The sequence below is a fragment of the Vibrio ulleungensis genome (assembly GCF_016900875.1).
Taxonomy (GTDB): domain Bacteria; phylum Pseudomonadota; class Gammaproteobacteria; order Enterobacterales; family Vibrionaceae; genus Vibrio; species Vibrio ulleungensis.
Genome location: NZ_JAFEUM010000001.1, coordinates 355,122 through 379,196, shown reverse-complemented (window position 1 = coordinate 379,196; position 24,075 = coordinate 355,122). Strand labels below are relative to the sequence as shown.

Sequence of the window (24,075 nt, the reverse complement as noted above, 5' to 3'; positions counted from 1 at the left end):
ATAAAAAAGCATTAATTTTCATTACCTATTTATTGTAACTTTTTGTTCGATCAAAGTTGGCGATTCAATTATTTGAGCCAGGCTGCAATTGTGATTTCGCAATCTCTTGAGAGTTAAAGGAAAAGACTTTTTCTTTAGGCAACGTTACTGGCTCCGAGAATGACTGCTCTTCAGCACGATCAAGGAGCAAAACGGTCGCCGTAAATCCGATTAATGGAGATTCTTGCAATGTGATTTGGTTTATTTCGATACGATCACCCAACCATTGCCCCTCTAGTGGCTGTTGTTGGGTTGCCCCAAATGCTAAGTAATGGAAAACGCCACTGCCTTGGGTGGTGACTATAAAAGGAAAAATAGCGACAGAGTGGTTTGAATCTGTATAGAGCATGACACAGTCTTTAGAGTGAACCGAAACATTGCCCCTAACCCACTCATCCTCATAAGGGAAGTGAGTTGTTCCAGGCTCAAACTCTATCGTGAGCACCACATCGGTCTCAGGAACCAATAAGTCGACCTGCATTGCGTCCAAACTGCACGACATACTAGCTCTGTCGGTCTGATTAACCCACTTTACAGTCGGTGAAACAGGCTGGTTTTCGGCAGCCACAATGCTCGTGTGCAAACTCAAAAAAACCGCGAGGGCCAACATTGTAATCCTTCTAAAAGCTGTCATCGTTACCCTCGTACAAAACCACTTCGTCAACCCTTAAGTCTAGCTGGTAACACGATATGGGTCTGCCAGCACACTGACGCCTAAGCCGCTTTTTTTGCTCACCACTAGTTGTGTTGGGATCCTCTCTTTCAAGGCATCAATATGGCTGATCACACCAATCATTTTGCCACTGGTTTGCAAGTTGTCTAAGGCATCAAGCGCAATATCCAAGGTTTCACTGTCTAATGTGCCAAAGCCTTCATCTAAGAACAGTGAGTCGATAGAGGTTTTGTGACTCACCAGATCCGACAAGGCTAATGCCAAAGCAAGACTGACTAAAAAGCTCTCCCCGCCAGATAGTGTTTTGGTATCTCGCTCCACATCGGCTTGCCAACTATCAATAACGTTAAACTGTAGATCGGTGTTCTGATTACGCTTGAGACGATAGCGTCCATGCAATTGCGCTAAACGCTTATTGGCCAAATAAACCAGATTGTCCAAAGTTAGACTCTGAGCAAATTTTCTAAACTTATCGCCGCTACTGGAGCCGATAAGTCCATGTAAGTAAGCGATATCATCGTAATAGACATCAAATGCCTTCATCTCTTCTATAAGCTCTGCGGCTTTGGACTGATTCTGGTGATCGATATCGATACGGCTGTTAATTTCACCGTTCTGTTGTTGGATCTGCTGGATCGCTTCTTCACTTGTCGAGACGGCCAGTTTACAGCTCTCCTCATCAGGAAGTTCGCTAGGTTTCTTGTTTAAAATCTCTTGCTGCTGTTTATCTATGGCGCTCCATTCTCCGAGCGCATGCTGTAATGCCTGCTCAGCTAGAGCAATCTGTTTCTTCCACGTTGGGGCATTGGCATGCAATTGGATCGCTTGCTTAAAGGCTTCTTCATTATCAAATAAAGATTCTTCGACAGTATTTAACCATTGTTGGTTTGCTTGCTGCTGCAAAAGGGTCAGTTTTTGGAGATGTGCTTTGACCGAGTTTAGTTCGGTCTTAAGCTGGGTAATGCTGGTTTCACATTCGCGCAGTTTCGCACTTGCGCCCTGTTGCTCACGTTCATTGATAACTAATTTTTGTTTGTATTCTGCTCGCGATTCATCAACGGTTTTACGACCAAGGATTGAGAATCGCTTTTCTTGCAACTCGTTTAATTGCTGTTGTTTGGCGGTAAGCTCGGTGTGCATCTCATTGAGATCAGTCGTCCACTGAGCATTGATAGTGTTTTTTTGCGCAAGTGCTTGAGTGATTTCTATACGTGCATTCTTTGCATTTAGCAGGTCCGAATCATGTTTTTTCCATGTTGCTAATCGATCGCGTAACGCCTTTAGCCCGCGCTCAAGCTCTGAAGTATCACCTGCAGCATCAACCTCTACGAAGCGATGAATTGACGCCTTGAGGTCTTCTATAGCACCCTGCCAAGACTGCTTAGTCTTAGTCAACTGATCGCGAGTATGCTGCTCTCGCTCTTGGCTGGATTTAAGCTCCGACTCAATCGCTCGAATATCGTTATCGAGTCCTTGAATAGCCGTGTTAGCTTGCTGAATAAACGCATCCATGCGACTGGACTCATGCATTAACGACTGAATCAATAATGCCATTGCATTGGTTTGCTCAAACTGCTCACCGCAATGCTCTGCGGCGTCGCGGGAAGTCTGGATCTGTTCGAAGTCTAGAACTAAGTTGAACCCAGTCTCTACAAGAGCATTGTGTTGTGCAGTCCATTTTTCGCGTGCGACGTTGTATTCGGGCTGAAGACTTGAAATAAGGTGCTGCTGATGTTCTATTTTTTGCTTAAGTACCGCTTGTTGCTCTCTTTGAGCTTGACCTTGTTCTGTGATGGCTTTTAGCTGCGCCGCTTTTTGCTGAAGTTGCTGCTTTTCATCAGACAACTCTGTCAATGTGTCCTCAATGGCTAGATGCTTGCGAGATCCACACACAACACAAGGCTGATCGTCTTTCAACTCAGTTCTAAGCATTGCAATAGTATCAGCTTGACTGACCAACTTTTCCAACCACTTCACTTGAGTATCGCATTCTCGATAGTCTGCTTTAAGCGTGGCAATACTCTTTAGGCACTGCGCCTCTAGCTCACGGTCTTCGCCAACGCTTCGCTTAGATTGTGCCAATTGCCCTTCTAAGTCTAAAGCTGTGTTATGAGTACGCAGCAGTTCGTCAGCCATCTGTTGTTGAATCCGTGCATTCTCAGTAGCGGCATGTAGCTCTTTTATGTCTCCCTTAAAAGAAGCTAATCCATCTTCTATTTGATGCTTAAGATCAGTCAGTTTTTTCTGCGAAGGTTCAAGTTCAACAAATTGCGCCTGCCTCATTGAAACGAGTGAAGCCCGGCGTTGTATGGCCTGCTCAATCAGCTTACAGTCTGCTGCTAAGGCGGCTTCCTGCTCTCTTACCTGGGATTGCTCTTGCTGCAATTGCGCCATTTTGTGTTGCCATAGGGGCAAATTTTGCTCGAGCTGATCGTCCAAGCTGAACCGTGTTTGGTAAGCCTGCACGCGTTCAATATCCAGCTCAAACCCCTGTTGTTTCTCTGTAAGTAATTTAATCTCTTGCTGCAAAGGAATATGCTGCTTACTAAGCGCGTCGTGTTTGGCTCTAAGTTGCTGTAGTTGCTGGCTTTCTATATCGATCTGTTTATCTAGAGGAGCAATTTGACTGACAATGTGAGCCTCAAAATGCTCCAGCTGCTGACGATCATTTTCCACAGCCTGTGTTGCCACAGCTGCGTCCTTTTCAACCTTCGGCAGCAACTGCTCACTCGCCGTTAGCGACGACAACACTGTACGTTCGTTTTGAGCAACTTGCTCACGCTCATTGCATAATCGCTGATACTCCTCGTATAGAGGTTCCATATCTTTAGCCAGCTCAACGTCGATCAATTGCTGTTTTACCGCATCACACGCGTCTAACTCGCTTTGCGCCTTTAACTTAGCGCTTGCTGTGAGAGCTAGCCGTTCAGCAGTCGCATTATAGTTTTGCCACCAACTTAAGTTTGAGGAATGGGTAACGAGTTCTTTTTTAAGGTCACCAATACGGACTTCATTTTGACTCAATGACTGTGCGAAGGCACTTTTTTCATCTTCCGACAATAACTCAATACCCTGCGAGCGAGCACTCAACAGTTCTTTGTTTTGCTTTGCTTCGGTAAAATGCTGATGAACTTGCTGAGAAATCAAACCGTAAATTTCTGTACCGGTAAGCTCTTCAAGAAGCTCTGCCCGCTCACCCTCTTCTGCATTTAGAAACGCTGCAAAGTCTCCCTGAGACAGCAACATCGATTTGGTAAAGCGCTCAAAATCTAAACCTGTTAACGATTCAATAGCGTCCAATTTAGGCTTGATTTGTGACGCGATAATTTTGCCGCCTTGGCGTTTTGCTAGGCTGACTAACGCACTTTGCAGCTTTCCATCCGCTTTTCCTCGCGCACGCTTCATCGACCAACTGGCGATATACTCGACAGACTTCACCGAAAACACCACTTCTGCACTGCATTCGCCTGTACCGTGAGTCATTAGCTCATTTGTGCTGCTGGACACCACCTTGATGCGCGGAGTTTTGTGGTAAAGCGCCAAACAGATAGCGTCTAATATGGTGGTTTTACCGGCGCCAGTCGGTCCAGTGATTGCAAACAGTGCGTTTTCGCTAAAAGGCGGTTTAGTGAAGTCTATTTTCCACTCACCTTTGAGCGAGTTAATGTTGCTAAATTGAACGCTTAATATTTTCACTTATTCGTTCCTTGCTTAGGTGCATCTGCAGCAATATTTGAAGTGGGGTCATCTTGTTGAGAGGTTTCTACCTGATTAAGAATGTCATTAAACTGCTTGGTAACTCGTTCGATGCGTTGCTTGTGCACATCTGTCATGTCATCGGCTAGTTGCTGATTTAACTTACGTTCAAAGACATCTAAAGGCAGCAGTTCGTCAAGAGAGTGTTCAATCACTTCGCTATCCGCTGTAGAAGAACTAATCTGCCGTTGAATTCGTAACACATCGGCATTTAGAGGCTCTAACATAGCGTAAATCTTTGCTTGTAGATCCGAGTATTGTTCAACTGAACTAACACTGATACTTAACCAAGTTGTTAACGTGCTGTCTTCAAGCGCATTAATACTTGATTCAATCTCGGTTAAGTCACCAGATAAAGATATTAATGGTCGAAATACGGGTATGTCATGCAAGGTTGTCTGGCACTGTTCATTGCAATCAATTATCACTACCGACTTCTGCGTTGTTGCTTCATCAAAACTGAGCGGGATCGGCGATCCTGAGTATCGGAAGTTACTGTTTTTGGAGACTCGCTGAGGTCGATGTATATGGCCAAGTGCTAAATAATCGAACGGGGGAAACTCGGTCGACGCAAACCCCTCTAACGTGCCGATATATATGTCTCGAACTGATTCAGACTGTGACACCCCAAGAGTGGTTAGATGTCCCGTCCCAATGATTGGCGCGCTAGGGTTATGTTTGTCTCGACGCTCTGCAGCATGCTGATAAAGAGATAAGTAATGCGCTGAAATCGCCTGAGATAGGTCTAGCTGACGCTGTTGGGCGCTGATACCTTGGTTTTGCGATATCACGTCCCTTGGGCGTAAAAAAGGCACTGCGCACACTACGGCGCCAAGCTCTCCGTTGTTATCCCGAAGCTCTACCAATTGCTGGTCATAGTCATCACTGGCGTTGGTGATCACTGAAGTATTAAGATACGCCAGTAGTTGCTGACTCTCTTGCAATACGGCTACCGAATCATGATTCCCCGCGAGTATCACTACTTGGCAATCAAGCTTGTGCATACGCACCACAAATTGATTGTACAGTTCACGTGCGTAACTGGGTGGAGAACCTGTATCAAACACATCGCCGGCCACAATAATTGCGTCAACGCTCTGGCTGACGACTGTGTCACACAACCAATCGATAAAAAGCTGGTGCTCTTTAAGACGCGATTGTGTGAAAAAATGCTGACCAAGGTGCCAGTCGGATGTGTGCAATAGTCGCATAACGGTATAATAACCTATGAATTTTTCTTGGTGGTACGTTACCAAAAAAAGACTCAAGGCGATACGGCATGCTAGAGCAATACGGCACACTTAAGCATTAATGCCAACTATCCTAATGATGGGTTGTTAGCTAGGCACTTGTGCGGGGTAATATTAACTCTTAGTTTCTGCCGATTTTGCTTGGATAGCTTCGTAGATTATGAGGCCAATGAACGCCAGTACTATACTGACCACACTCCCCAAAAGGGCAAACTTAAAGTCGACCCATTGCGCAAGCAATCCGGCAATACTGCCACCAGCCATAGAGGCAATGGTCATCGAGTTGCTGTAAAACGCTGATGCGACCCCAGGTCTATCAGGTAGCGCATCTTGGAATAAACTGATTGATAACCCAGCAAACACCCCAAAAAATATCCCATTAAAAATAGTCAGCATAAAGATACTTGGAATGCTTTCGACCCATTGGAGACTTGCATAGAAAATAAAACCAGAAACAAAGCTCCAACGGAGCAATCTTGACACACCAAACCGAGCACAGTAGCGCGCTGCTAAAAGCATAAATGGAATCTCTAAACCTGCGGTAAGACCGAGCAACAACCCGGAAACGCTCACTTCTGCACCCATTTCCTGAACCAAGTACAGCGGGATGGCAGTGAAGTAGATCGAGTGAGCAGCAAACGCAAAGAAGGTGATCGCACCCAGAAGCCAAAACAGCATCGGGATAGGTTCTGAGTCTTGTCGCTGTTGCTTAGTTTTCTTGCTGGAAGTGGTCTCTGGTAAATTGTAGTGTGCAACTAACATCACCACTACTGCCAGTACAGCAGCGGCTAGAAAGCTGGCTCGAAAACCAAATGCACCTGCAAGTCCAAAGGCAATCGGAGGACCAATAATCCAAACGCCAGAGATTGACGAACGCATCTGTGCATTCAATGTGGTGGTGTTGAGTTTGCTGCGCTCCGCATACTTTCGGATCATCGTCATCGACTGACTCATCGACGTTCTCGCAATACTTAGTAGCACGACCCCGGCAATAAGTAACTGCCAAAAGCCATCTAATACCATTAGCGATACGGCGAACAACAACGAACCAAGCATGGAGATTTGGTATAGGAGTTTGTCGTTAACCCCATTATCTGAAAGTCGACCTACTAACTGGCTATAAAGCACGCCGGATATGGCTGTCGCAACCATAAACAGGCCAATGTACATTGGCTCCACACCTAGCTCCTCCACCATAAATGTAGGGATCAGGGGCGAAAAAAAGCAAAATACCATTGCTCCAAAGGCATTGATAAAAAAGAATCGCCCGGTTTGGCCGGACAATGCTGATAACGAAAATCGACTCACAAGACAATCCCAAGAAAGGAGGATAAAACAGAGACCAAGAACGGTCGAGGTGGCGACTATACAGAAGTGGTCGATTTTTGTCCTGACTTTACGCAATAAAAAGTCTGATTTAGTTTTGCCTCCTAAACCACAGTAATACAAACCATGGCCATTCACTGACTAGTTTGGGACATAAGTTGGTTGAACAATGTTACTGTGCCAAAAACAAAAAAAGACCGAAGGGCTAGCCCTTCGATCTTAGTCTTAACAAGTTTCGGTGTCAGTTAACCTTTCACACCACCGGCTGTCAGGCCACCTACCAACCAGCGTTGTGCCAGTAGGAATACGATGGTGATTGGAAGCGCAGAGAGTACCGCTGCCGCCGCAAAGTCACCCCATAGGTAGTTTTGAGGGTTCAAGTACTGCTGCATACCTACTGCCAATGTGTAGTTATTCACATCAGTCAACAATAGAGACGCTACTGGTACTTCTGTCACCACACCGATAAACGATAGGATAAATACCACCGCTAGAATTGGCACAGACAATGGTAGCAATACCAGTCGGAAGGCTTGCCAAGGCGATGCCCCATCAAGAGCAGCGGCTTCTTCAAGCGAGTTATCAATCGACTCGAAGTACCCTTTTATCGTCCATACGTGCAGTGCGATACCGCCTAAGTAGGAGAATATCAAGCCGCCGTGAGTGTTTAGCCCCAAGAATGGAATGTATTGACCCAACTTATCAAACAGTGCGTAGAGAGCAACCAGTGCCAGCACCGCTGGGAACATTTGGAAAATCATCATGCCCTTAAGAATCGTTTCTTTGCCTTTAAAACGCATACGAGCAAACGCATAAGCCGAAGTAGTCGACAGTGCAACGATAAGGACTGATGTGATCCCGGCAATTTTCACTGAGTTCCATAACCAAGTTAATACTGGGAATGGAGGTGGCGTAATGCTGCCATCAGAGTTTGTCACAGAGAATCCAAGTGCCAGTCTCCAGTGATCCAGTGTTGGGTTCTTTGGAATGATATCGCCCACCGCAAAGTTACCCGTACGGAATGAAATCGCGACGATCATCAATAGTGGGAAGATGATCAGTGCTAGGAAACTCCACATTGCGATGTGGGTTGCCCAAACACGGTATTTTAAATTTTTACCTTGTACCATTGGCATGGGAATGTCTCCTTAGTCTTGCGTAAGCTTGGTGAAGCGTAGGTTAAGTAGCGCTAGACCACCAACCAGTAGGAAAATAAGCGTTGCGATTGCACTGGCTAGACCGAAGTCTTGCGTACCACTACCCTCAAACGCGATGCGGTAGGTGTAGCTTACGAGTAAGTCGGTATAACCCGCTGGCTCAGACACGCCAATCATGTTTGGTCCACCTTCTGTTAACAGGTAAATCATAACGAAGTTGTTGAAGTTAAAGGCGAAACTTGCGATTAGCAGCGGAGTCATTGGCTTCATGATCAGCGGCAATGTAATGTTCTTGAAGTTCTGGATGAAGTTTGCACCATCAATGGCTGATGCTTCGTACAGATCTTCTGGTATCGCTTTAAGGAGGCCCATAGCAAGAATCATCATATAAGGGAAACCTAACCAAATATTCACAATGATGACCATGAGTCGAGCTAATGTTGGATCAGTAAACCAAGTTGGCTTGATGCCGAAAATGGCATCCAAAATCATGTTTATCTCACCAAAGCTGTTATTAAACAGACCTTTGAACACTAGGATAGAGATAAATGATGGTACCGCGTAAGGAAGAATCAATAGTACGCGATAGACCGCACGGCCTCGCAACGCTTCCCACTGAACAATACACGCTAGTACCAAGCCGATAATGAGGGTTAGAACAACAGTCGCTACTGCGAAGAAGATAGTCCAAATAAAGATTTCTAGGAAAGGTTCTTGGATACCCTCGTCTTCGATAATACGCTCGAAGTTTGCAATTCCGTTGGCCACAATAAAGCCAGGAGCAAGACCTTCGTCGCTCACAAATTGCTGGGTAGATTCATCATATTGTTGGTAGAAACCAGTTTCGAAGTTGGCTTTAATGATCTCGCCAGTACGGTTGTTTTTCAGTAACTCACCGTCTTCATCAAGTTTGGTATAAAGCGGTCCAACAGCACCAAAGTTTCGAAGACCGCTCATGCGAACTTCTTCTTGGTTTGGCAGCATCAGTTCGATCTGACCAAGTTGGTTTTTCTTAGCGATAATGTCTTTTATTTTTAGTGCTTCGCCTGGCGCAGTACCAGGAGTCAAATCTAAGTTAATAACCGAGTCATTATCCAGTGCAATCACTGGAGTCACTAATTGCTGGCCATCCACCGTTAGAGAAAGCTGGTAGCCGTTGTCGGCTTCATGAAGCTTAAATGGGTAGTTTTCGCCACTTTTGTACGTACGGTCTAGAAAGACGCCTTGTGCACGTTCAAAGGTGAGCTGGTTCTTACCGCTGTAGTTGGTGAACGCAAGGTTAACCGTGTAAAAAAGCGGAAAGAGTACGAATATAATCATGCCCGCAATACCAGGGAAGATATAACGGTGTGCATAGGTCTTGTTACTTCCAAAGAAGTACAGACCGAGGGAAGTCACAATGACGGTTAGCATAGCGAACGGGAATTCGCCGTTCATATACATAAGGGTAGCTGCGTACCCATTTACAAGACCAATCAAACCCAACACAAACCACTTTAAAAACTGTTTGTAATTGAGCTTCATGCCGTTATTTGGCATTTTTGCGCCGCTAACTGACTGCATAACTTAACCTTAACTTACCTAACTTAAAACAAATAGGGGCCAAATTAGCCCCTATCAAAGACTTACTTATTATTAGCGAATCATTGCTTTATCAGCATCAGCAAGAGCTGCGTCTACTGTTTGACGACCAGAAGCGATGTTTTCTAGTGCTTTAGTCGCTGCGTCCCAGAACTTAGGCATTTCAGGAATGTTAGGCATCGCCTCACCATTCAATGCGCTGTTCATTGTTGCTGCAATGCGTGCATCGCCTTCTAGCTCAGCTTGATATGCTTTGTGTGCTACCGCGCCTAGTGGAACGTCAGCATTCACTTTACCAAGACCTTCAGCAGTCAATAGGTAGCTCTCTAGGAACTCAACCGCTAGGTCTTTGTTTGGTGATGCAGTGCTGATTTGCGCCGCAAGTACACCAACCATTGGCTTAGCATCTTGACCGTTGATCTTAGGAATGTACGTTACGCCGTAATCGATACCCGCTTTGTCTGCGTTACCCCAGCCCCAAGGACCGTTGATGATCATTGCCGTTTCGCCTTTCGCGAACGTAGCATCCATAACACCGTAGTTCATGTCTGGAGAAATAACACCTTTGTCCATTAGATCACGCATGAACGTTAGAGTGTTGTTAACGCCTTTCTCATCGATACCAGCGTCTTTTAGGTCGTAACCCGCTGCGCCACGCTTGTAGATGTAACCGCCGTCAGCAGCCATCATAGGCCAAGTGAAGTAGGCGTTTTTGAAATCCCACATGATGGCTTTTTTGCCTTCAGCAGAAAGTTTCTTATCTAGTGCTTCGATCTCTTCCCACGTTTTTGGTGGGTTAGGAACAAGTGCTTTGTTGTAGATTAGCGAGATAGCTTCTACAGAGATTGGGTAACCGTAGTATTTACCTTTAACATCTACCGCATCCCATGTGAATTCGAACATTGCGTCTTTTACATCAGCAGAAGGGTTAACTTCAGCTAGTAGACCAGATTGAACGTAAGCGCCGATACGATCGTGTGGACCAATGAAAATGTCTGGGCCGTCACCTGTTGCAGCAACTTGAGCAAACTTGTTTTGAATGTCATCTGGGTATTGAACGCTTACTTTAATACCCGTGTCTTCTTCAAATTGTTTACCTACTTCTGCTAGGCCGTTGTAACCTTTATCAGGGAAAATCCAAACGGTAAGTTGACCTTCCTCGATCGCAGCGTTTGCGCCAAATGAACCTAGAGCAACCAGGGTACCTAGTGCCACAGAACTTAGGGCTTTTTTCATGTTCATAATCCTTTGTTATTTTGATGTAGGGCTTTCTATACAGATAGCCAGAAGTCAGGGTCTATCATCAGAGATTTTAGAGCATATATCATCCTCCTACCCTCTACGCCCCTAAGGGGTTAACACAATTTCGTGATCTTAGTCCGATCGCGCTCGAGATCTTGCTCACAGAAATTTCAGTAGGGTGACTTTGCTCCCAACTTTTTGGGGGTCAAAGTTGAGCAAGATCAGATTTTGCGGCTCAATGGGCTCTAATACTCCTCCTCCTCTACTCCCCCCCCAACTTTTTTTAACCGGGAGGATGTCATGGGCAGCAAAATCATCAAAACTAAGCTCATCCTAGAGTGGATAGTAAGAACCTTAGCGTTCGTTAGCTCACCGGTTACGATCGCTTTACATTGCGCAGTGCTTGATTTTGATTGATAGACAGTTTCGTATTGGGGGTGGATATCAAATGGGGGAAGTCAAGTCACCATTGCTGATGGCGGGTGGTGTGCTACATTATGCACCACCCTAATTTTCTTGCTAGCTCTAACACAGTTTCTAGTACTTATCGCGCACAACTTCATACAAGTATAAGTGGTCGATAAATTTAAATTAAACTCGAGGACAAGCTTAATGGCGAGTGTCACGTTAAAAAATGTATGTAAAGCCTATGGTGACGTTCTGATCTCAAAGAACGTTGACCTAGAGATCCAAGAAGGTGAATTTGTAGTATTTGTTGGGCCGTCAGGTTGTGGTAAATCTACACTATTGCGTTGTATCGCAGGCCTAGAAGACATCACATCAGGTGATCTTTACATTGGTGAAGAACGCATGAACGATACCGAACCTTCAAAACGTGGCGTAGGCATGGTGTTCCAATCATACGCTCTATACCCTCACCTAAACCTTTACGACAACATGTCTTTTGGTATGAAGCTGGCAAAAGCTGAAAAAGGTGAAATCGATAAGCGTGTTACTCATGCTGCAGACATCCTACAGCTAACTCACCTATTGGATCGTCAACCAAAAGCATTATCTGGTGGTCAACGTCAGCGTGTTGCCATTGGTCGTACTTTAGTATCTCAACCAAACGTATTCCTTCTAGATGAGCCTCTCTCTAACTTGGACGCGGCACTGCGTGTACAAATGCGTAGCGAAATCACTAAGCTACAACGCAAACTGGGTTGTACGATGATTTATGTAACGCACGATCAGGTAGAAGCCATGACCATGGCGGATAAAATCGTGGTACTTGATGCAGGCTTTGTCTCTCAAGTTGGTAAGCCGCTTGAGCTTTACCACTACCCACAAAACCGTTTCGTAGCGGGCTTCATTGGCTCACCAAAAATGAACTTCATGAGCGTGCACATCCTTGAAGCTGAGCCAGAGCGCGTGAAAGTTGAACTAGCAAATGGCGCGTCATTCTGGATCCCTGTAGAAGGCAGCACAGTAAACGTGGGCGACCGTATGTCTTTGGGTATTCGTCCTGAGCACCTACGCACCGCAGACGATGGTGACGCATCTATCCAAGGCGAAGTAATGATTGTTGAAAAACTGGGACAAGAAACTCAGGTTTATCTAAATCTAGACGGCGCAGATGCAGACGTTATCTTCCGTCAACCAGATACCCTTGATGTGGAGCCTGGCGATCACTACTCGATTGGCATCAACGCTGATCGTTGTCACCTGTTCCATGCTGACGGCCAAGCTTGTCGTCGTCTATTTAAAGAAAAGGGCGTATAACCCCGCCCTCTTTCTTAGACGCAATAAAAAAAACCTCCTAATTAGGAGGTTTTTTTATGAGCGTGTTCGCACCTCTCACAGTAACGCCAAGGACGTACAGCGGGGATTCACTACTTAAACGTAACTGCGTCAATCAACAGATTAAGGTGCCATACCTTGCAAGGGTTCATCTTCAAGAAGCATATGCTCACGAGCCCAAATCAACGCTTGCAAACGGTTCTTCGCATGGATTTTCTTAAACACATTGTGTAAGTGCGTTTTCACCGTGTTTTCACTGACAAATAGCTTTTCTGCAATCTCTACATTGGATGCGCCACTGCCTAGTAACTTAATGATTTCCTGCTCACGCTTAGTTAAATTGGCGTCGACACTGTGCGCTTTTGGACGATGCATGCTTCGGAAATACATAATGTATTCCTGCGCCAATTTTCGGCTAAGCCACATTTCACCTTCAGTGATACGTTGAATACCTTGAGCAAGCATTGAAATATCGTCGGAAAGATAGAACACACCAACCAGATTGGTCCAACCTAATAAATCTCCGTAATGAAGGTCTTTATTGCAGTTGATCAAAATTTCGCTGGCATGCGGAAAATCCACAGCTTTGCAATTGACGTAGTACTCAACGTAACGCTCTTCAAAAGCCGACATATCAATCATTAGATAGTCATCGACATCGATGCTTTGCTCAATCAGTGCATTGAGTGGATAAACCTTTAAGCGAATACCTAAGTTGTGCTCTAAGGATTCTTTCAGCAGCGTGGTTTGCATGCTGGGTTCTGTCAGCAGTACAATCTCTTTTTGATAGAGTTTTCCCTGCTGCGGGTCTGTATTCATTGTCCTAGCCTCCTACTGTACGATAGTTAACTTTTAGTCAAAATCTTAGACCAATTCAACCACAGCAAGTGAGACGGGCGAGCGAAAAAAGGAAAATTGAGGAAATCGATTGCTATTTGTTAGCAATAAGGTGTTACATTCTCATTTGTAAGACAATGTAGAAGTGGCAGGCGTTAAGGTCCTACCACTTACGACTATTAGTGGACAGGCTTGTCATTCTGGGCGTAATAGTGACCAAAGAACTGCTCTAAAACTTCAGGAGTGAGCTCGCCCTTTTCTTCTAATTCTTTCAGCTTAGCTGCGATCTCTTTTTGCTCTTCCATGCTCGGTAACTTAACCTCTGGCTCATCTGCTACCTGCTGGCTCATCGCCTCTAACTCTTTTTCAAAATCACTCATAAAATACTCGTTGTCTCATTACCAATGGGAAAGGATGTCTATAGGAAACTGTGGAACACATTATTCTACACTTCTCTCAAAATTGGATCTTGTATCACATTGATACAAAAGCAAATTCACAGCACACCACAAACCGTATAAGATACCATTTATATAAGCCACTGTTGTGGCCCATAGATTATAACAAAAAAGAGTACCGTTGAGATGTTCGATTCTCTTTGGGCAGCGCTTGAGCGCAAAATCGCCCAGATCCAGTCCTTTTCTCCGTTTAGCGCAATCGATGGTGACTTAGCAGCTAACCCTGCATCACTGGCAGTTCTCGGACTGTTAACGACTTTATTGTTAGCCGTCATTGTCAGGAGGCGCAGTCAAAAGCGTAGCCGACCCAAACAAACCGCACTACGAGTGATAGCACTAGAAAAACAGACCATTTCCCCGTCTGCGGCAATGGAAGTGTTACGACAAGCCGTTCGCTGCTACTACCCCCAATCCTACGTTGACTCACTGAGCGGTGACGCTTGGTTTACGTTCTTAGACTCACAAGCTGAAAAGCCGCTGTTTAAAGAGCACTCTGCACAATGGCAACAAGCGATGCACCCACAATACCAACTGCGTCGTGAGCAAGTTGATAAAGCAGCACTGGTAGAGCAATGCGAAGCGTTTATTCACCAAGCACTTCCTCCAACGCGTCGACAGAAAGCTGCCGCCAAAGTAGCGCCTAGAGCTTAATAGCTGCCACAAAAAAGCCCCTCGAATGAGGGGCAAAAGTTCCATCGCTTATTGTTGTAGTTTATACAGTTATCTATTAACCAAAGTCACCGTTCACGTAGCCACGTGTACGATCATCTTTAGGGTTTGAGAAAATTACTTTAGTATCATCGTGCTCAACCAGTTCTCCCATGAGGAAAAAAGCTGTCCGATCTGAAATACGGCGAGCCTGCTGCATTGAGTGAGTCACGATGACAATGGTGTAGTTCTGCTTAAGACTCTCCATCAAATCTTCAATTTTTGAGGTCGCTATTGGGTCCAAAGCCGAGGTTGGCTCGTCCATTAAGATGACGTCAGGCTCCATAGAAATAGTACGCGCAATACACAGACGTTGCTGTTGACCACCAGATAAACCAAATGCATGAGATTTTAGGCGATCTTTCACCTCATCCCAAAGTGCTGCACCACGCAATGAACGCTCGACAACCGCATCGATATGCTTCTTGTCTTTAATACCTTGAGCTCGTAAGCCATAAGCTACGTTCTCATAAATGCTCATTGGAAATGGGTTTGGCTTCTGGAAAACCATACCGACACGAATACGCAAATCAGCGACGTCGATATTGCCGTAGATATCTTGATCATCCATCTGTACAAGACCGGTGATCTTCACCCCAGCAATTAGGTCATTCATGCGGTTCAAACAGCGTAGCAATGTCGATTTACCACAGCCTGAAGGGCCGATAAGTGCGGTAACTTGCTTTTTAGGCACTGGAAGATTAATGCCTTTAAGTGCTTGGTTTTCGCCGTAAAAAAGGTCTAGGTTTTCGATGTTAAATTTGTTCATTGTTCTTTCTCTTCAATTCTTTTTCGTTCGCAGTCGCGGTGAAGACTGAGCCTATTTCTCTATCGAATAGCGCAGTCTATCTCGAGTTTTTGTTTAAATTAGTAAGTAGCTTTGCTAATGCGACTTGCGAGTAATTTGGTAAACATATTGATCAGCAGTACAACCACAATCAGTACTGTTGCGGTGCCGTACGCTTGGTTCCATTCATCAATTGTGAATAGCTCAGTTGTCAGCTTATATAGGTGAACGGTTAGGGTACGTCCAGAATCTAATAAAGAATCAGGAATACGCGCCACCATACCAGCAGTCAAGAACACCGGTGCCGATTCACCAATTACACGACCAATACTAAGGATAACCGAGGTCAAAATACCAGGGGTTGCACTCGGTAGAATCAAACGCCAAATGGTGTAGATTTTTGAAGAGCCTAATGCATAAGAACCTTCTCTGTAGGTCGATGGCACAGCCATCAGCGCTTCTTCAGTAGTACGGATAATGACTGGAAGTATCAAGATACTCAGCGTTAACGCACCAGAAAGAATAGAGAAGCCAAGGCCAAGAATGGCAACGAAGAACGTCATACCAAACAGACCAAAGATAATAGACGGAATACCAGCCAACGATTCAGTACAGAAACGAATCACTTTCACTAAGCGGCTACCCACTTTCGCGTATTCAGTCAAATAGATTGCCGTCATAATACCCAAAGGCGCTGCAACCGCTATGGAAGCAATGACCATATAGACAGTTGACACAATCATAGGAAAAATACCGGCCTGATCGCCTGTACGGGTGTAATCGTCGGTCACGAACTTCCAATCAACGAACTGTAGGCCGTTCGACAAGATGTACCAGATGATCCAAAACAAGAACCCTACGGTCAGTGATGCAGCAAACCAGATCATCGCGTTTAAAAAGCGGTCTTTATTGACGCGAGCCTGTTTAAGTTGTGATTGAACTTGAATAGACATGTTTTATCTCGCTTTTTCGCGGTTGAGGTAAAGTAAGCTTGCGTTGAGCAGCATAATGAACACCAGAAGCACAACACCTGTTGCGTACAGTGCACTTGCGTGTGTACCACTTGCGTAGGACATCTCAATCGCGATATTGGCTGTTAACGTACGTGCTGAATCTAAGATGCCTCCAGGCATCGCAGGAGCGTTACCCATTACCATAATGATTGCCATGGTTTCACCCAGTGCACGACCGATACCCAAAATAACCGCCGTCATGATGCCAGAGCGAGCTGCTGGCAACAGGATTTTAAAAATGGTGTATATCTTTGATGCGCCCAGTGCGTACGAGCCTTCTTTGTAAGAGGACGGCACTGCGCGAATCGATGTTTCTGAAACAGTAATGACTGTTGGCAGAATCATCACACCAAGCACAATAATTCCCGCCAGAATAGTGTTACCTGCAGGAACATTAAAAATGTCTTGGATAAGTGGAACAATAATCACCAAGCCAAAGAATCCGTAAACCACTGATGGTATGCCGGCAAGAAGCTCTACCGCAGGACGGATGATATTGGCGAGAGATTTAGGCGCTACTTCTGCAATAAAAATAGCGGTAAGAACCCCGATTGGAACACCGACAATTACCGCACCTAAGGTTGAAGCAACCGAGGCGACGATCATTGTAGCAACACCATACAGTGCCGGTGGAAGCCAGTTTTGCCCCAAAACGATGCCGGAAACTCCGGCCTCTTGGAATGCAGGAATACTTTCTTTAACAATAAAGTACGCGATGATTGCCAGTGAAACGATACCGATAATGGCACTGGTTAAAAACAGCCCGTGGAAAATTCGTTCTTTCCAGTCGATTCGTTTATTTTGGCGTAGCGCTTTTTTGTCTTGAGGTAAGTTGCTTTGGTTCTCGGCAACGTCACTCATTAGAGACTTAGGATTAGCCATAGAATTTTCACTACTGATTGCGATGGTCATAAAACACTCAAAAAATCATTGAGATAAATAGAAAAGGCTCAGCCCTCACGGGCTGAGCAAGTTTGTCATTAGTATTAGTTAACAGAGATGTAGCCTTTGCCTTCGACTAGTTGCTGTGCGTCATCAGCAAGCATCCAGTCTAGGAACTTTTGAGTTTCAGCTGTTGGTGCGCCTTCTTTGTAAAGTACTAGGAAAGGACGAGCTACTTTGTAAGAGCCGTTCTTAACATTGTCTACAGATGCTGGAGTACCATCGATTTCTAGTGCTGTAACAGAGCTGTCAACAGTACCTAGTGAGATGTAACCGATAGCGTAAGGGTTAGAAGCAACCATAGTTTTTAGAGCACCGTTACCGTTAGCAACCTGTGCACGTTGAGAAATTGCAGATACGGTTACGTCGTTGATCTTCTTCTTCAGGCTCATGATGTCTTCAAAAGCGCCACGAGTACCAGAGGCAGTATCACGAGTTACAACAACGATTGGCGTGTCCATGCCGCCAACGTCTTTCCAGTTTGTTACTTCACCTTTGTAGATTGCAGAAACTTGCTCTGCAGTCAGACCGTCAAGGCTGTTTTTAGGGTTTACAACGACTGCGATACCGTCACGAGCAACAACCAACTCTTTTAAAGTAGGCTCTTTTTCAGAATCTTTAAGGTCACGTGAAGACATGCCTAGGTCAGCAGAACCGTTTTTCGCTGCTTTTACGCCAGCAGAAGAACCAGGACCTTGAACTTCGATGAATACGTTTGAGTTAGACTTCATGTAAGTTTCAGAGAAAACTTCCATCAGAGGAGTCACACTGCTCGAACCCACAGCAGAGATAGTTTCTTTTGCTACTACTGGGTTGATTACTAGAGCGCCTAGAAGTGCCACTGCGCCGATAACTGTCTTTTTCATTACTTTTTCCTTAAGTGGTATTCAAACCGTTTATGTTTTGTGAACGGTGCTCAATGTATCCTTGTTTTATGACAGTTATGTTTCACCTGATTGAAAGGTTTATGACAACTGTAATATTCATCGACAATCTGAATTAGACTACTGATGTGACGAATACTGTTAAAAAATCCGCGATAAACTCAAAATTCACATAGATATTAGAATGTATCGAACAGTCAGGATAAAAAATCATGAATCGTGAGACGATCGAGGGTGTCTATTTTGCCGATGGCAAAATCGGTAGGGGATCTACATGTTTTTCCTATGTGAGAGTACGACCAGTGTTGGTAGCCGAGACATCATCCATAGCCACATAAGTGGTTAAACGTGTTGATTACTAATTAGCAGCAGAGTCGAACCAGTTGTTGTAGCAACGGACCATAAGAGTGGCCTCAATATGAGTCATTCATACTACTTAAAAAAGATGTTAAATCGAAAAAAGGTCAGGCGAACGCCCGACCCGCAAATAGGTTGTTATTTACCAAGATGCCTCGAACATTGCACCTAACGACACTGTATCGTAGGTACCTGCTAACAGTTCATCTGGAGCGCCAATAACTGTTTTGTTTTCAGTTTCACCAAAGGTTGCATAGAAACGAAGCATTGGACGGTCACCACTTCGTGCCTGTCCAAAGCTAATGTTTTGCGATAATGTTACCTTCCATGCACTATTGGACTCCGTATCGGCAAAGTCGACTAATGCGTAGCCAGCTTCTACCCATGTAGAGTGAATATCACTCCAGCTATACATAGGACGGAAAATCAAACTGTAATTCGAACGCGATGCTTCTACATCTGTAACTGGCGATTTGTTGGTCGTGTCGTGCCAAGCTGCGATATACCCCAACTCAAAGCTCTGTGTAAAATTGTACTGACCTTGCCAGTGCACTAACATAGTGCTTAAATCTTCATCACGAGTAAATACTGAATTGTCTGCACCATCTCCGTAACGTATAAACAACTGATCGAAGCCTGAATCTCGCCCAATGTCCCAAACACCAGCGAGATGGTACGAATTACCTTTCCCAGATGCCACTTCACCTTTGTCCGAAGCAAAACCATAGTTTATTAGGAATGAAAGTTCTCCTAAGCCAACACCAATACCATGTAATTTAGAAGTAAAGGCATAATTGCCGTTGTCGGTTACATCACTGCCGTCTGCTGCGTCAACTTGACCAACTATGGAAGCATCGAATGCCACAGTACCAAACTCCCAATTAGTAAATCCACCACCTTGACCGTCATGTGACATCAGGAAGTAATCGTTTAATCCAGATTGTGGACGTTGATGGAAGTCTCGGCCAGCCCAAACCGTAAGGTTAGGTTGAGAGTCCCACACGTTGCTCACCTTCGCATAAAACTTTTTGATATTCACACCTGAGCCGTAGTTATCGAGCATTACTGCGACATCCCAGTTGGTACCGTTTTCCGACATCAACTTCTTGCCAAGTTGAAATTCGCCTCCGTTTGTTTCATTACCAAGTCTACCTACGCCGTAACCTATAGTTTCACCCAATGCCCTGACGTAAGCAGCTTCCTTACCCGCATAATGCAAGCCGTAACGTGCATAACCACTGAAGTAAAAGCCATCACCTTCGTGCCCATCAGCCAATACGATTGGTGCACACAAGCTGGAGACAACTACAGCGTATGTCGGTAATAATTTTATCCGTTTCATTACTTACCCCTGCGTTCCTTTTTTATGCCGTACGGCTAGTCTCGGCGTCGTCCTAAATTGAATTGTTGTTTTGAATATGATGAGTATCACTGGCGAACTATTGAGTGCTTCTAAGCTATTGTTATTGCGTAATGTGCACCAAGCGGTACTGCAAGATAAGTATATACGCTAAGAAGAAATTTGCGTATGGGGTTGCATAAAACGAAATGTTTTCTCCTGAAATCATGCAATGTGAGTAGATTTGGTAACTCTAAAAGCGGCAAAAAGCCCAGAACATATAATGTTCTGGGCTTTAGTAGGACAAACTTGTATCAAATTAATTAACAACAGCTAGGAATTATTACCACCAAGCTTCAACCATTGCGCCGACAGACACAGTGTCTAGCTCAGTCTTATCTGCTAAGTCAGTCACTTCGTTGGTTGCATCACCTACAGTTGCGTAGAAACGCAGCATTGGACGGTCGCCACTCTTCGCTTCACCAAAGCTGATGTTTTGAGATAGCGTTGCTTTCCAAGCACTGTTTGTGCCGCTGTCTTTGTAGTCAACGACTGAGTAACCTGCTTCTACCCACGTAGAGTGGATGTTGTTCCAGCTGTACATTGGACGTACGATTGCGTTGTAGTTGGTACGTGATGCTTCAGTATTATCGTAGACTTGAACGTTTTGATCGTTTGTAAGGTCTTGATACGCAGCAACATAACCTAGCTCGAATTGTTCAGTGAAGTTATGACCACCTTCCCAGTGAACCATCGTTGTAGAAATATCGTCGTTACGCATAAACACAGAATCCTGAGCACCATCTGTATAACGCAAAATCACCTGGTTCCAACCGCCGTTGTGATTGAAATCCATTACTGCTGCAAGTTGGTACGAAGTCATGCCAATGTAATCTTCAAAGTCTTCATCCGCAGCATCTGAAGCAAAACCATAGTTGAATAGGAACGATAGAGAACCTACGTCACCAAGGCCAATACCGTGTAGTTTAGAAGTAAATGCGTAGTTACCGTTATCACCAGTACCGCCGCCATCTACTTGACCAACAACCGATGCGTCAAATGCGATGCCACCAATTTGAAGATCAGTGAAACCACCACCTTGACCATCGTGAGTCATCCAGAAGTAATCGTTCAGACCAGTTTGCGGACGTTGATGGAAGTCACGACCAGCCCAAACCGTCATACCTGGTTGAGATTCGAAAACATTATTTGCTTTCGCATAGAATTTTTTAAGACCAACGGTATCGCCCCAGTGCTCTAGCATCACTGCTAGGTCCCAGTTTGTGCCGTTGTCAGAAGTCATTTTGTTGCCGAACTGGAATTCACCACCGTTGCTTTCGTTACCTAGGCGACCAGCTGACGCGCCATTTAGTGCACCGTCTGGTGCAACGTATGCTTCGTCACCAGCTGCGAAGTGCGCGCCGTAACGAGCGTAACCTGAGAAATAGAACCCTTCGTCTGAGTCATTTGCAATGGCGATGCCTGAACCTAGTGTTGCTAGTACCGCTGCGCTAATTGGAAGTAGTTTTAATGCTTTCATTAATTTACCTATGCTGTTTGTACGACGTAATGCGATGTCGTAACCCTTAATTTAAGTGACTTACTTATTGTTGTTATAAGTCGAATGCTCAAATGAACTTCCATGTCATCTGCGCTACAACTTTTGACGTAGCCAATGTAGTACATTAAGGGACCTACAGTATGAGGAGCTGATCACCGTTTATTTTTTGTAGAGTTTACATTTAGAAAAAGAAAACCTAAAAAACATATAAAATCAATAAAAACAAAGTCTTAGCAAAAAATATTAATTGAACTTTTAGGGCTTTTATAAAAGCAGTTTCTCTGAATAGCGATTTGATCACTGTGTGATTAGTGAAATTCACAACAGTGTTGATTTAAACGGACGATGGTAAAGAAATTACTCACCGAGAATTAACATAACCACCCTCCGAAAATTAACAGTTGAGTGATTTAGGTACTAAAAAGCCGCTCAGTAGAGCGGCTTTTTAAATCATTGATATTCAATCAATTAATCAATTAATCAATTAGTCTGCAGAGTCATCACTCTGAGGACGTTTTTTAGGAACAAACACATTGTCACCAACGGCAACATGCTGATAAAAACTCTTATCTCGCTTAACCGGTTTACGTGCCACTTTTTTAGGTTGCGCTTTTTGTGCAGCTTTACCCTTGTTCGGCTTACCTGCAAACTTAGGCTTACGTGGCTTAATGCCTTTAAACTTACCTTTTAAACCTTCCAATGTATCGAATTGAATGTCCTGCTGAAGATAGGTTTCTATACGTTTAAAGCTTGCCCAGTCTTTCGGCCCAACCAAAGACAGCGCCTCACCACGATTGCCGGCTCGACCTGTGCGGCCAACACGGTGTACATACTCTTCAGTGTGTTTTGGCATATCAAAGTTAATCACATGCGAAACATTTGGTATATCGATTCCGCGAGAGGCAATATCGGTGGTCACGAGTATCTTGTGCACAGCTCGTTCAAACTGACTCATGATCGCATTACGTTGTGATTGAGAAAGCTCACCACTTAACGCCACAGCTTTCAACTTGCGTTGATTGAGCAGCTCTGTCAGTCGTTCTGTATCGCTTCGAGTAGCAGTAAAAATCATCACCTGACGATAATCTGCATCGTCAAGAATACGATCCAACAAAGCTTGTTTATGATCCAAGTGGTCACACAAGTAGAAGCGCTGGTCGATATCGGTATGTTGCTGATTGGCCGCACCAACAGCAATACGTTTTGGGTCTTCCAACATCTGCATTGCGATGTCGTTCACTTCGGCATGGTCCAAGGTAGCGGAAAACATCAAGGTTTGACGACGACGATGGTTTGCGGCTTTATGAATGCTATGAAGCTCTTTCACAAAACCAAGATCCAACATACGATCAGCTTCGTCCAGCACCAATGTATCCAGACCATCTAGGTAAAGTGAACGATGGTCTAAGTGATCAGCCAGGCGACCAGGAGTTGCGACTATAAAGCGCGGGTATTTTCTTAGAGCTTTTACTTGATCGTTGAAGTTTTCACCACCAACAATTAGGGTCGCGGTATAAGATAGGCCACCCAACATAGCACGCAATTCACCGTACACTTGCTTGGCTAATTCACGTGTTGGCGCCAAGATAACACCTCGTGGGTCTCTTGCAGAAAAAGCCTTACTTTTAAGCGCCTTATGCAGCATCGGCAAGACAAATGCCAATGTTTTACCCGAGCCAGTTTTAGACGAAGCCAGCAGGTCTTTATTTGCCAAAGCAACAGGTATGGCCTGGCGCTGTATATCCGTCGCTTTCTTAAACGCGAAATGATCTAAGTTTTTTAGTAAACGGTTATCAAGACCTAACTCTTTAAATTGCAATGTATTCTCCGAATATAACTGGATGGGTGAAGTTCGTAGTCGACTTCAGTTCAAAGTCTAATTGGCGCCTATAATAGCTCGTTTTGACTAATAATTGATACAAGTCACAAAAAAAAATTAGATTTAACTGGAAATTAACGAAAAGCCTTTGTTATTCACAAAAAAGGTTTCTACACTGAGGAAGGGAATAAGGGACTAACTGCTCATATTACAGGCAGATGGAACCGCTTCGCGCAATTCTCCAACGGCAGGAAACAATATGTGGCCGTTGAAATACACGTGTAACTAAATAATTTAAAAGGAATGGAGTTATAATGAATTACAAACTTCTTATTGCAGTGGCGGGCACCGTTGCTCTAGCGGGCTGTGCATCAGGACCAGACGAAGCAACTACTGAGCAACTGACTTCTATGAGCTCTCAAATCGAAGCTCTAGAAACGAAAATTGACTCTTTAGAAGCGGAACACGCAAGTCTTAAATCAGATGCTATGGCAGCTTCAGAAGCGAAGCAAATGGCAATGTCTGCTGAAGACGAAGCAGCTCGTGCAAATGAGCGTCTAGACAATCTAGCTCAGTCTTACACAAAATAATCCATAGCTTCGCTAT

At 44.6% G+C, this 24,075-nt stretch carries 19 protein-coding genes; 3 read left to right on the top strand and 16 right to left on the bottom strand.

The window, feature by feature from the left end; genetic code table 11:
* Positions 1-64 precede the first annotated feature (64 nt).
* The 7 genes from JQC93_RS01845 to malE all read right to left on the bottom strand — a co-directional run bounded on the left by JQC93_RS01845 (position 65) and on the right by malE (position 11,018).
* Positions 65-541: a hypothetical protein gene (locus tag JQC93_RS01845; protein WP_205156761.1), complete on the bottom strand. Its 477-nt coding sequence runs from the start codon at positions 539-541 to the stop codon at positions 65-67.
* 171 nt (positions 542-712) lie between these two features.
* Positions 713-4,408, bottom strand: a complete 3,696-nt coding sequence (locus JQC93_RS20435) for an AAA family ATPase (RefSeq protein WP_205156760.1) — start codon at positions 4,406-4,408, stop codon at positions 713-715.
* Positions 4,405-5,679, bottom strand: coding sequence for an exonuclease subunit SbcD (gene sbcD / locus JQC93_RS01835; protein ID WP_205156759.1), 1,275 nt, complete (start codon positions 5,677-5,679; stop codon positions 4,405-4,407). Before sbcD ends, JQC93_RS20435 begins: the two co-directional genes overlap by 4 nt.
* Positions 5,680-5,832: 153 nt before the next feature.
* Positions 5,833-7,026: a sugar efflux transporter gene (locus JQC93_RS01830; RefSeq protein WP_205156758.1), complete on the bottom strand. Its 1,194-nt coding sequence runs from the start codon at positions 7,024-7,026 to the stop codon at positions 5,833-5,835.
* A gap of 263 nt (positions 7,027-7,289) precedes the next feature.
* A complete protein-coding gene (gene malG / locus JQC93_RS01825) occupies positions 7,290-8,180 on the bottom strand; it encodes a maltose ABC transporter permease MalG (protein ID WP_205156757.1) in 891 nt (296 codons plus the stop codon).
* Between the two features lie 12 nt (positions 8,181-8,192).
* On the bottom strand, positions 8,193-9,764 hold the full coding sequence (malF, locus tag JQC93_RS01820) for a maltose ABC transporter permease MalF (protein WP_205156756.1): 1,572 nt from the start codon (positions 9,762-9,764) through the stop codon (positions 8,193-8,195).
* Between the two features lie 72 nt (positions 9,765-9,836).
* Complete coding sequence (malE, locus tag JQC93_RS01815; RefSeq protein ID WP_205156755.1) at positions 9,837-11,018, bottom strand: maltose/maltodextrin ABC transporter substrate-binding protein MalE; 1,182 nt, start codon at positions 11,016-11,018, stop codon at positions 9,837-9,839.
* Between the two features lie 618 nt (positions 11,019-11,636).
* Between malE and malK the strand changes: the two genes are divergently transcribed.
* Positions 11,637-12,746, top strand: a complete 1,110-nt coding sequence (gene malK / locus JQC93_RS01810; RefSeq protein WP_084888548.1) for a maltose/maltodextrin ABC transporter ATP-binding protein MalK — start codon at positions 11,637-11,639, stop codon at positions 12,744-12,746.
* Positions 12,747-12,887: 141 nt separating this feature from the next.
* Here the strand turns inward: malK and JQC93_RS01805 are convergent, their stop codons facing one another.
* Positions 12,888-13,583, bottom strand: a complete 696-nt coding sequence (locus JQC93_RS01805) for a LuxR C-terminal-related transcriptional regulator (RefSeq protein ID WP_205156754.1) — start codon at positions 13,581-13,583, stop codon at positions 12,888-12,890.
* A gap of 197 nt (positions 13,584-13,780) precedes the next feature.
* Positions 13,781-13,981 carry a restriction endonuclease subunit S gene (locus JQC93_RS01800; RefSeq protein ID WP_205156753.1) on the bottom strand — a complete coding sequence of 67 codons (201 nt, stop codon included), beginning with the start codon at positions 13,979-13,981 and terminating at the stop codon, positions 13,781-13,783.
* Between the two features lie 204 nt (positions 13,982-14,185).
* Here JQC93_RS01800 and JQC93_RS01795 point away from each other — a divergent pair, with 204 nt between their 5' ends.
* A complete protein-coding gene (locus JQC93_RS01795; protein WP_205156752.1) occupies positions 14,186-14,710 on the top strand; it encodes a DUF4381 domain-containing protein in 525 nt (174 codons plus the stop codon).
* Between the two features lie 76 nt (positions 14,711-14,786).
* Here JQC93_RS01795 and pstB read toward each other — a convergent pair whose 3' ends face one another.
* From pstB to JQC93_RS01760, 7 genes are all read right to left on the bottom strand, one after another.
* On the bottom strand, positions 14,787-15,536 hold the full coding sequence (gene pstB / locus JQC93_RS01790; protein WP_084888554.1) for a phosphate ABC transporter ATP-binding protein PstB: 750 nt from the start codon (positions 15,534-15,536) through the stop codon (positions 14,787-14,789).
* A 98-nt stretch (positions 15,537-15,634) separates the two neighbouring features.
* The gene (gene pstA / locus JQC93_RS01785) at positions 15,635-16,507 is read right to left on the bottom strand and encodes a phosphate ABC transporter permease PstA (RefSeq protein WP_205156751.1); all 873 of its coding nucleotides are present in this window, start codon (positions 16,505-16,507) and stop codon (positions 15,635-15,637) included.
* 3 nt (positions 16,508-16,510) lie between these two features.
* The gene (pstC, locus tag JQC93_RS01780; RefSeq protein WP_408068579.1) at positions 16,511-17,479 is read right to left on the bottom strand and encodes a phosphate ABC transporter permease subunit PstC; all 969 of its coding nucleotides are present in this window, start codon (positions 17,477-17,479) and stop codon (positions 16,511-16,513) included.
* A gap of 74 nt (positions 17,480-17,553) precedes the next feature.
* Complete coding sequence (locus JQC93_RS01775) at positions 17,554-18,375, bottom strand: phosphate ABC transporter substrate-binding protein (RefSeq protein WP_205156750.1); 822 nt, start codon at positions 18,373-18,375, stop codon at positions 17,554-17,556.
* 517 nt (positions 18,376-18,892) lie between these two features.
* Positions 18,893-20,092, bottom strand: coding sequence for a carbohydrate porin (locus JQC93_RS01770; protein ID WP_205156749.1), 1,200 nt, complete (start codon positions 20,090-20,092; stop codon positions 18,893-18,895).
* Positions 20,093-20,432: 340 nt separating this feature from the next.
* Positions 20,433-21,629, bottom strand: a complete 1,197-nt coding sequence (locus JQC93_RS01765; protein ID WP_205156748.1) for a carbohydrate porin — start codon at positions 21,627-21,629, stop codon at positions 20,433-20,435.
* Positions 21,630-22,134: 505 nt separating this feature from the next.
* On the bottom strand, positions 22,135-23,469 hold the full coding sequence (locus JQC93_RS01760) for a DEAD/DEAH box helicase (protein WP_205156747.1): 1,335 nt from the start codon (positions 23,467-23,469) through the stop codon (positions 22,135-22,137).
* 314 nt (positions 23,470-23,783) lie between these two features.
* Here JQC93_RS01760 and JQC93_RS01755 point away from each other — a divergent pair, with 314 nt between their 5' ends.
* Complete coding sequence (locus JQC93_RS01755; protein WP_205156746.1) at positions 23,784-24,059, top strand: Lpp/OprI family alanine-zipper lipoprotein; 276 nt, start codon at positions 23,784-23,786, stop codon at positions 24,057-24,059.
* The last annotated feature ends 16 nt before the right edge of the window (positions 24,060-24,075 follow it).

Coding starts and splice junctions, on each gene's coding strand:
- pstC (WP_408068579.1), bottom strand. CDS start 17,479: ATGACCATCGCAATCAGTAGTGAAAATTCTATGGCTAATCCTAAGTCT.
- JQC93_RS01795 (WP_205156752.1), top strand. CDS start 14,186: ATGTTCGATTCTCTTTGGGCAGCGCTTGAGCGCAAAATCGCCCAGATC.
- pstA (WP_205156751.1), bottom strand. CDS start 16,507: ATGTCTATTCAAGTTCAATCACAACTTAAACAGGCTCGCGTCAATAAA.
- malE (WP_205156755.1), bottom strand. CDS start 11,018: ATGAAAAAAGCCCTAAGTTCTGTGGCACTAGGTACCCTGGTTGCTCTA.
- malK (WP_084888548.1), top strand. CDS start 11,637: ATGGCGAGTGTCACGTTAAAAAATGTATGTAAAGCCTATGGTGACGTT.
- pstB (WP_084888554.1), bottom strand. CDS start 15,536: ATGAACAAATTTAACATCGAAAACCTAGACCTTTTTTACGGCGAAAAC.
- JQC93_RS01755 (WP_205156746.1), top strand. CDS start 23,784: ATGAATTACAAACTTCTTATTGCAGTGGCGGGCACCGTTGCTCTAGCG.
- JQC93_RS01765 (WP_205156748.1), bottom strand. CDS start 21,629: ATGAAAGCATTAAAACTACTTCCAATTAGCGCAGCGGTACTAGCAACA.
- JQC93_RS01805 (WP_205156754.1), bottom strand. CDS start 13,583: ATGAATACAGACCCGCAGCAGGGAAAACTCTATCAAAAAGAGATTGTA.
- JQC93_RS01770 (WP_205156749.1), bottom strand. CDS start 20,092: ATGAAACGGATAAAATTATTACCGACATACGCTGTAGTTGTCTCCAGC.
- sbcD (WP_205156759.1), bottom strand. CDS start 5,679: ATGCGACTATTGCACACATCCGACTGGCACCTTGGTCAGCATTTTTTC.
- JQC93_RS01775 (WP_205156750.1), bottom strand. CDS start 18,375: ATGAAAAAGACAGTTATCGGCGCAGTGGCACTTCTAGGCGCTCTAGTA.
- JQC93_RS01800 (WP_205156753.1), bottom strand. CDS start 13,981: ATGAGTGATTTTGAAAAAGAGTTAGAGGCGATGAGCCAGCAGGTAGCA.
- malF (WP_205156756.1), bottom strand. CDS start 9,764: ATGCAGTCAGTTAGCGGCGCAAAAATGCCAAATAACGGCATGAAGCTC.
- malG (WP_205156757.1), bottom strand. CDS start 8,180: ATGCCAATGGTACAAGGTAAAAATTTAAAATACCGTGTTTGGGCAACC.
- JQC93_RS01845 (WP_205156761.1), bottom strand. CDS start 541: ATGTCGTGCAGTTTGGACGCAATGCAGGTCGACTTATTGGTTCCTGAG.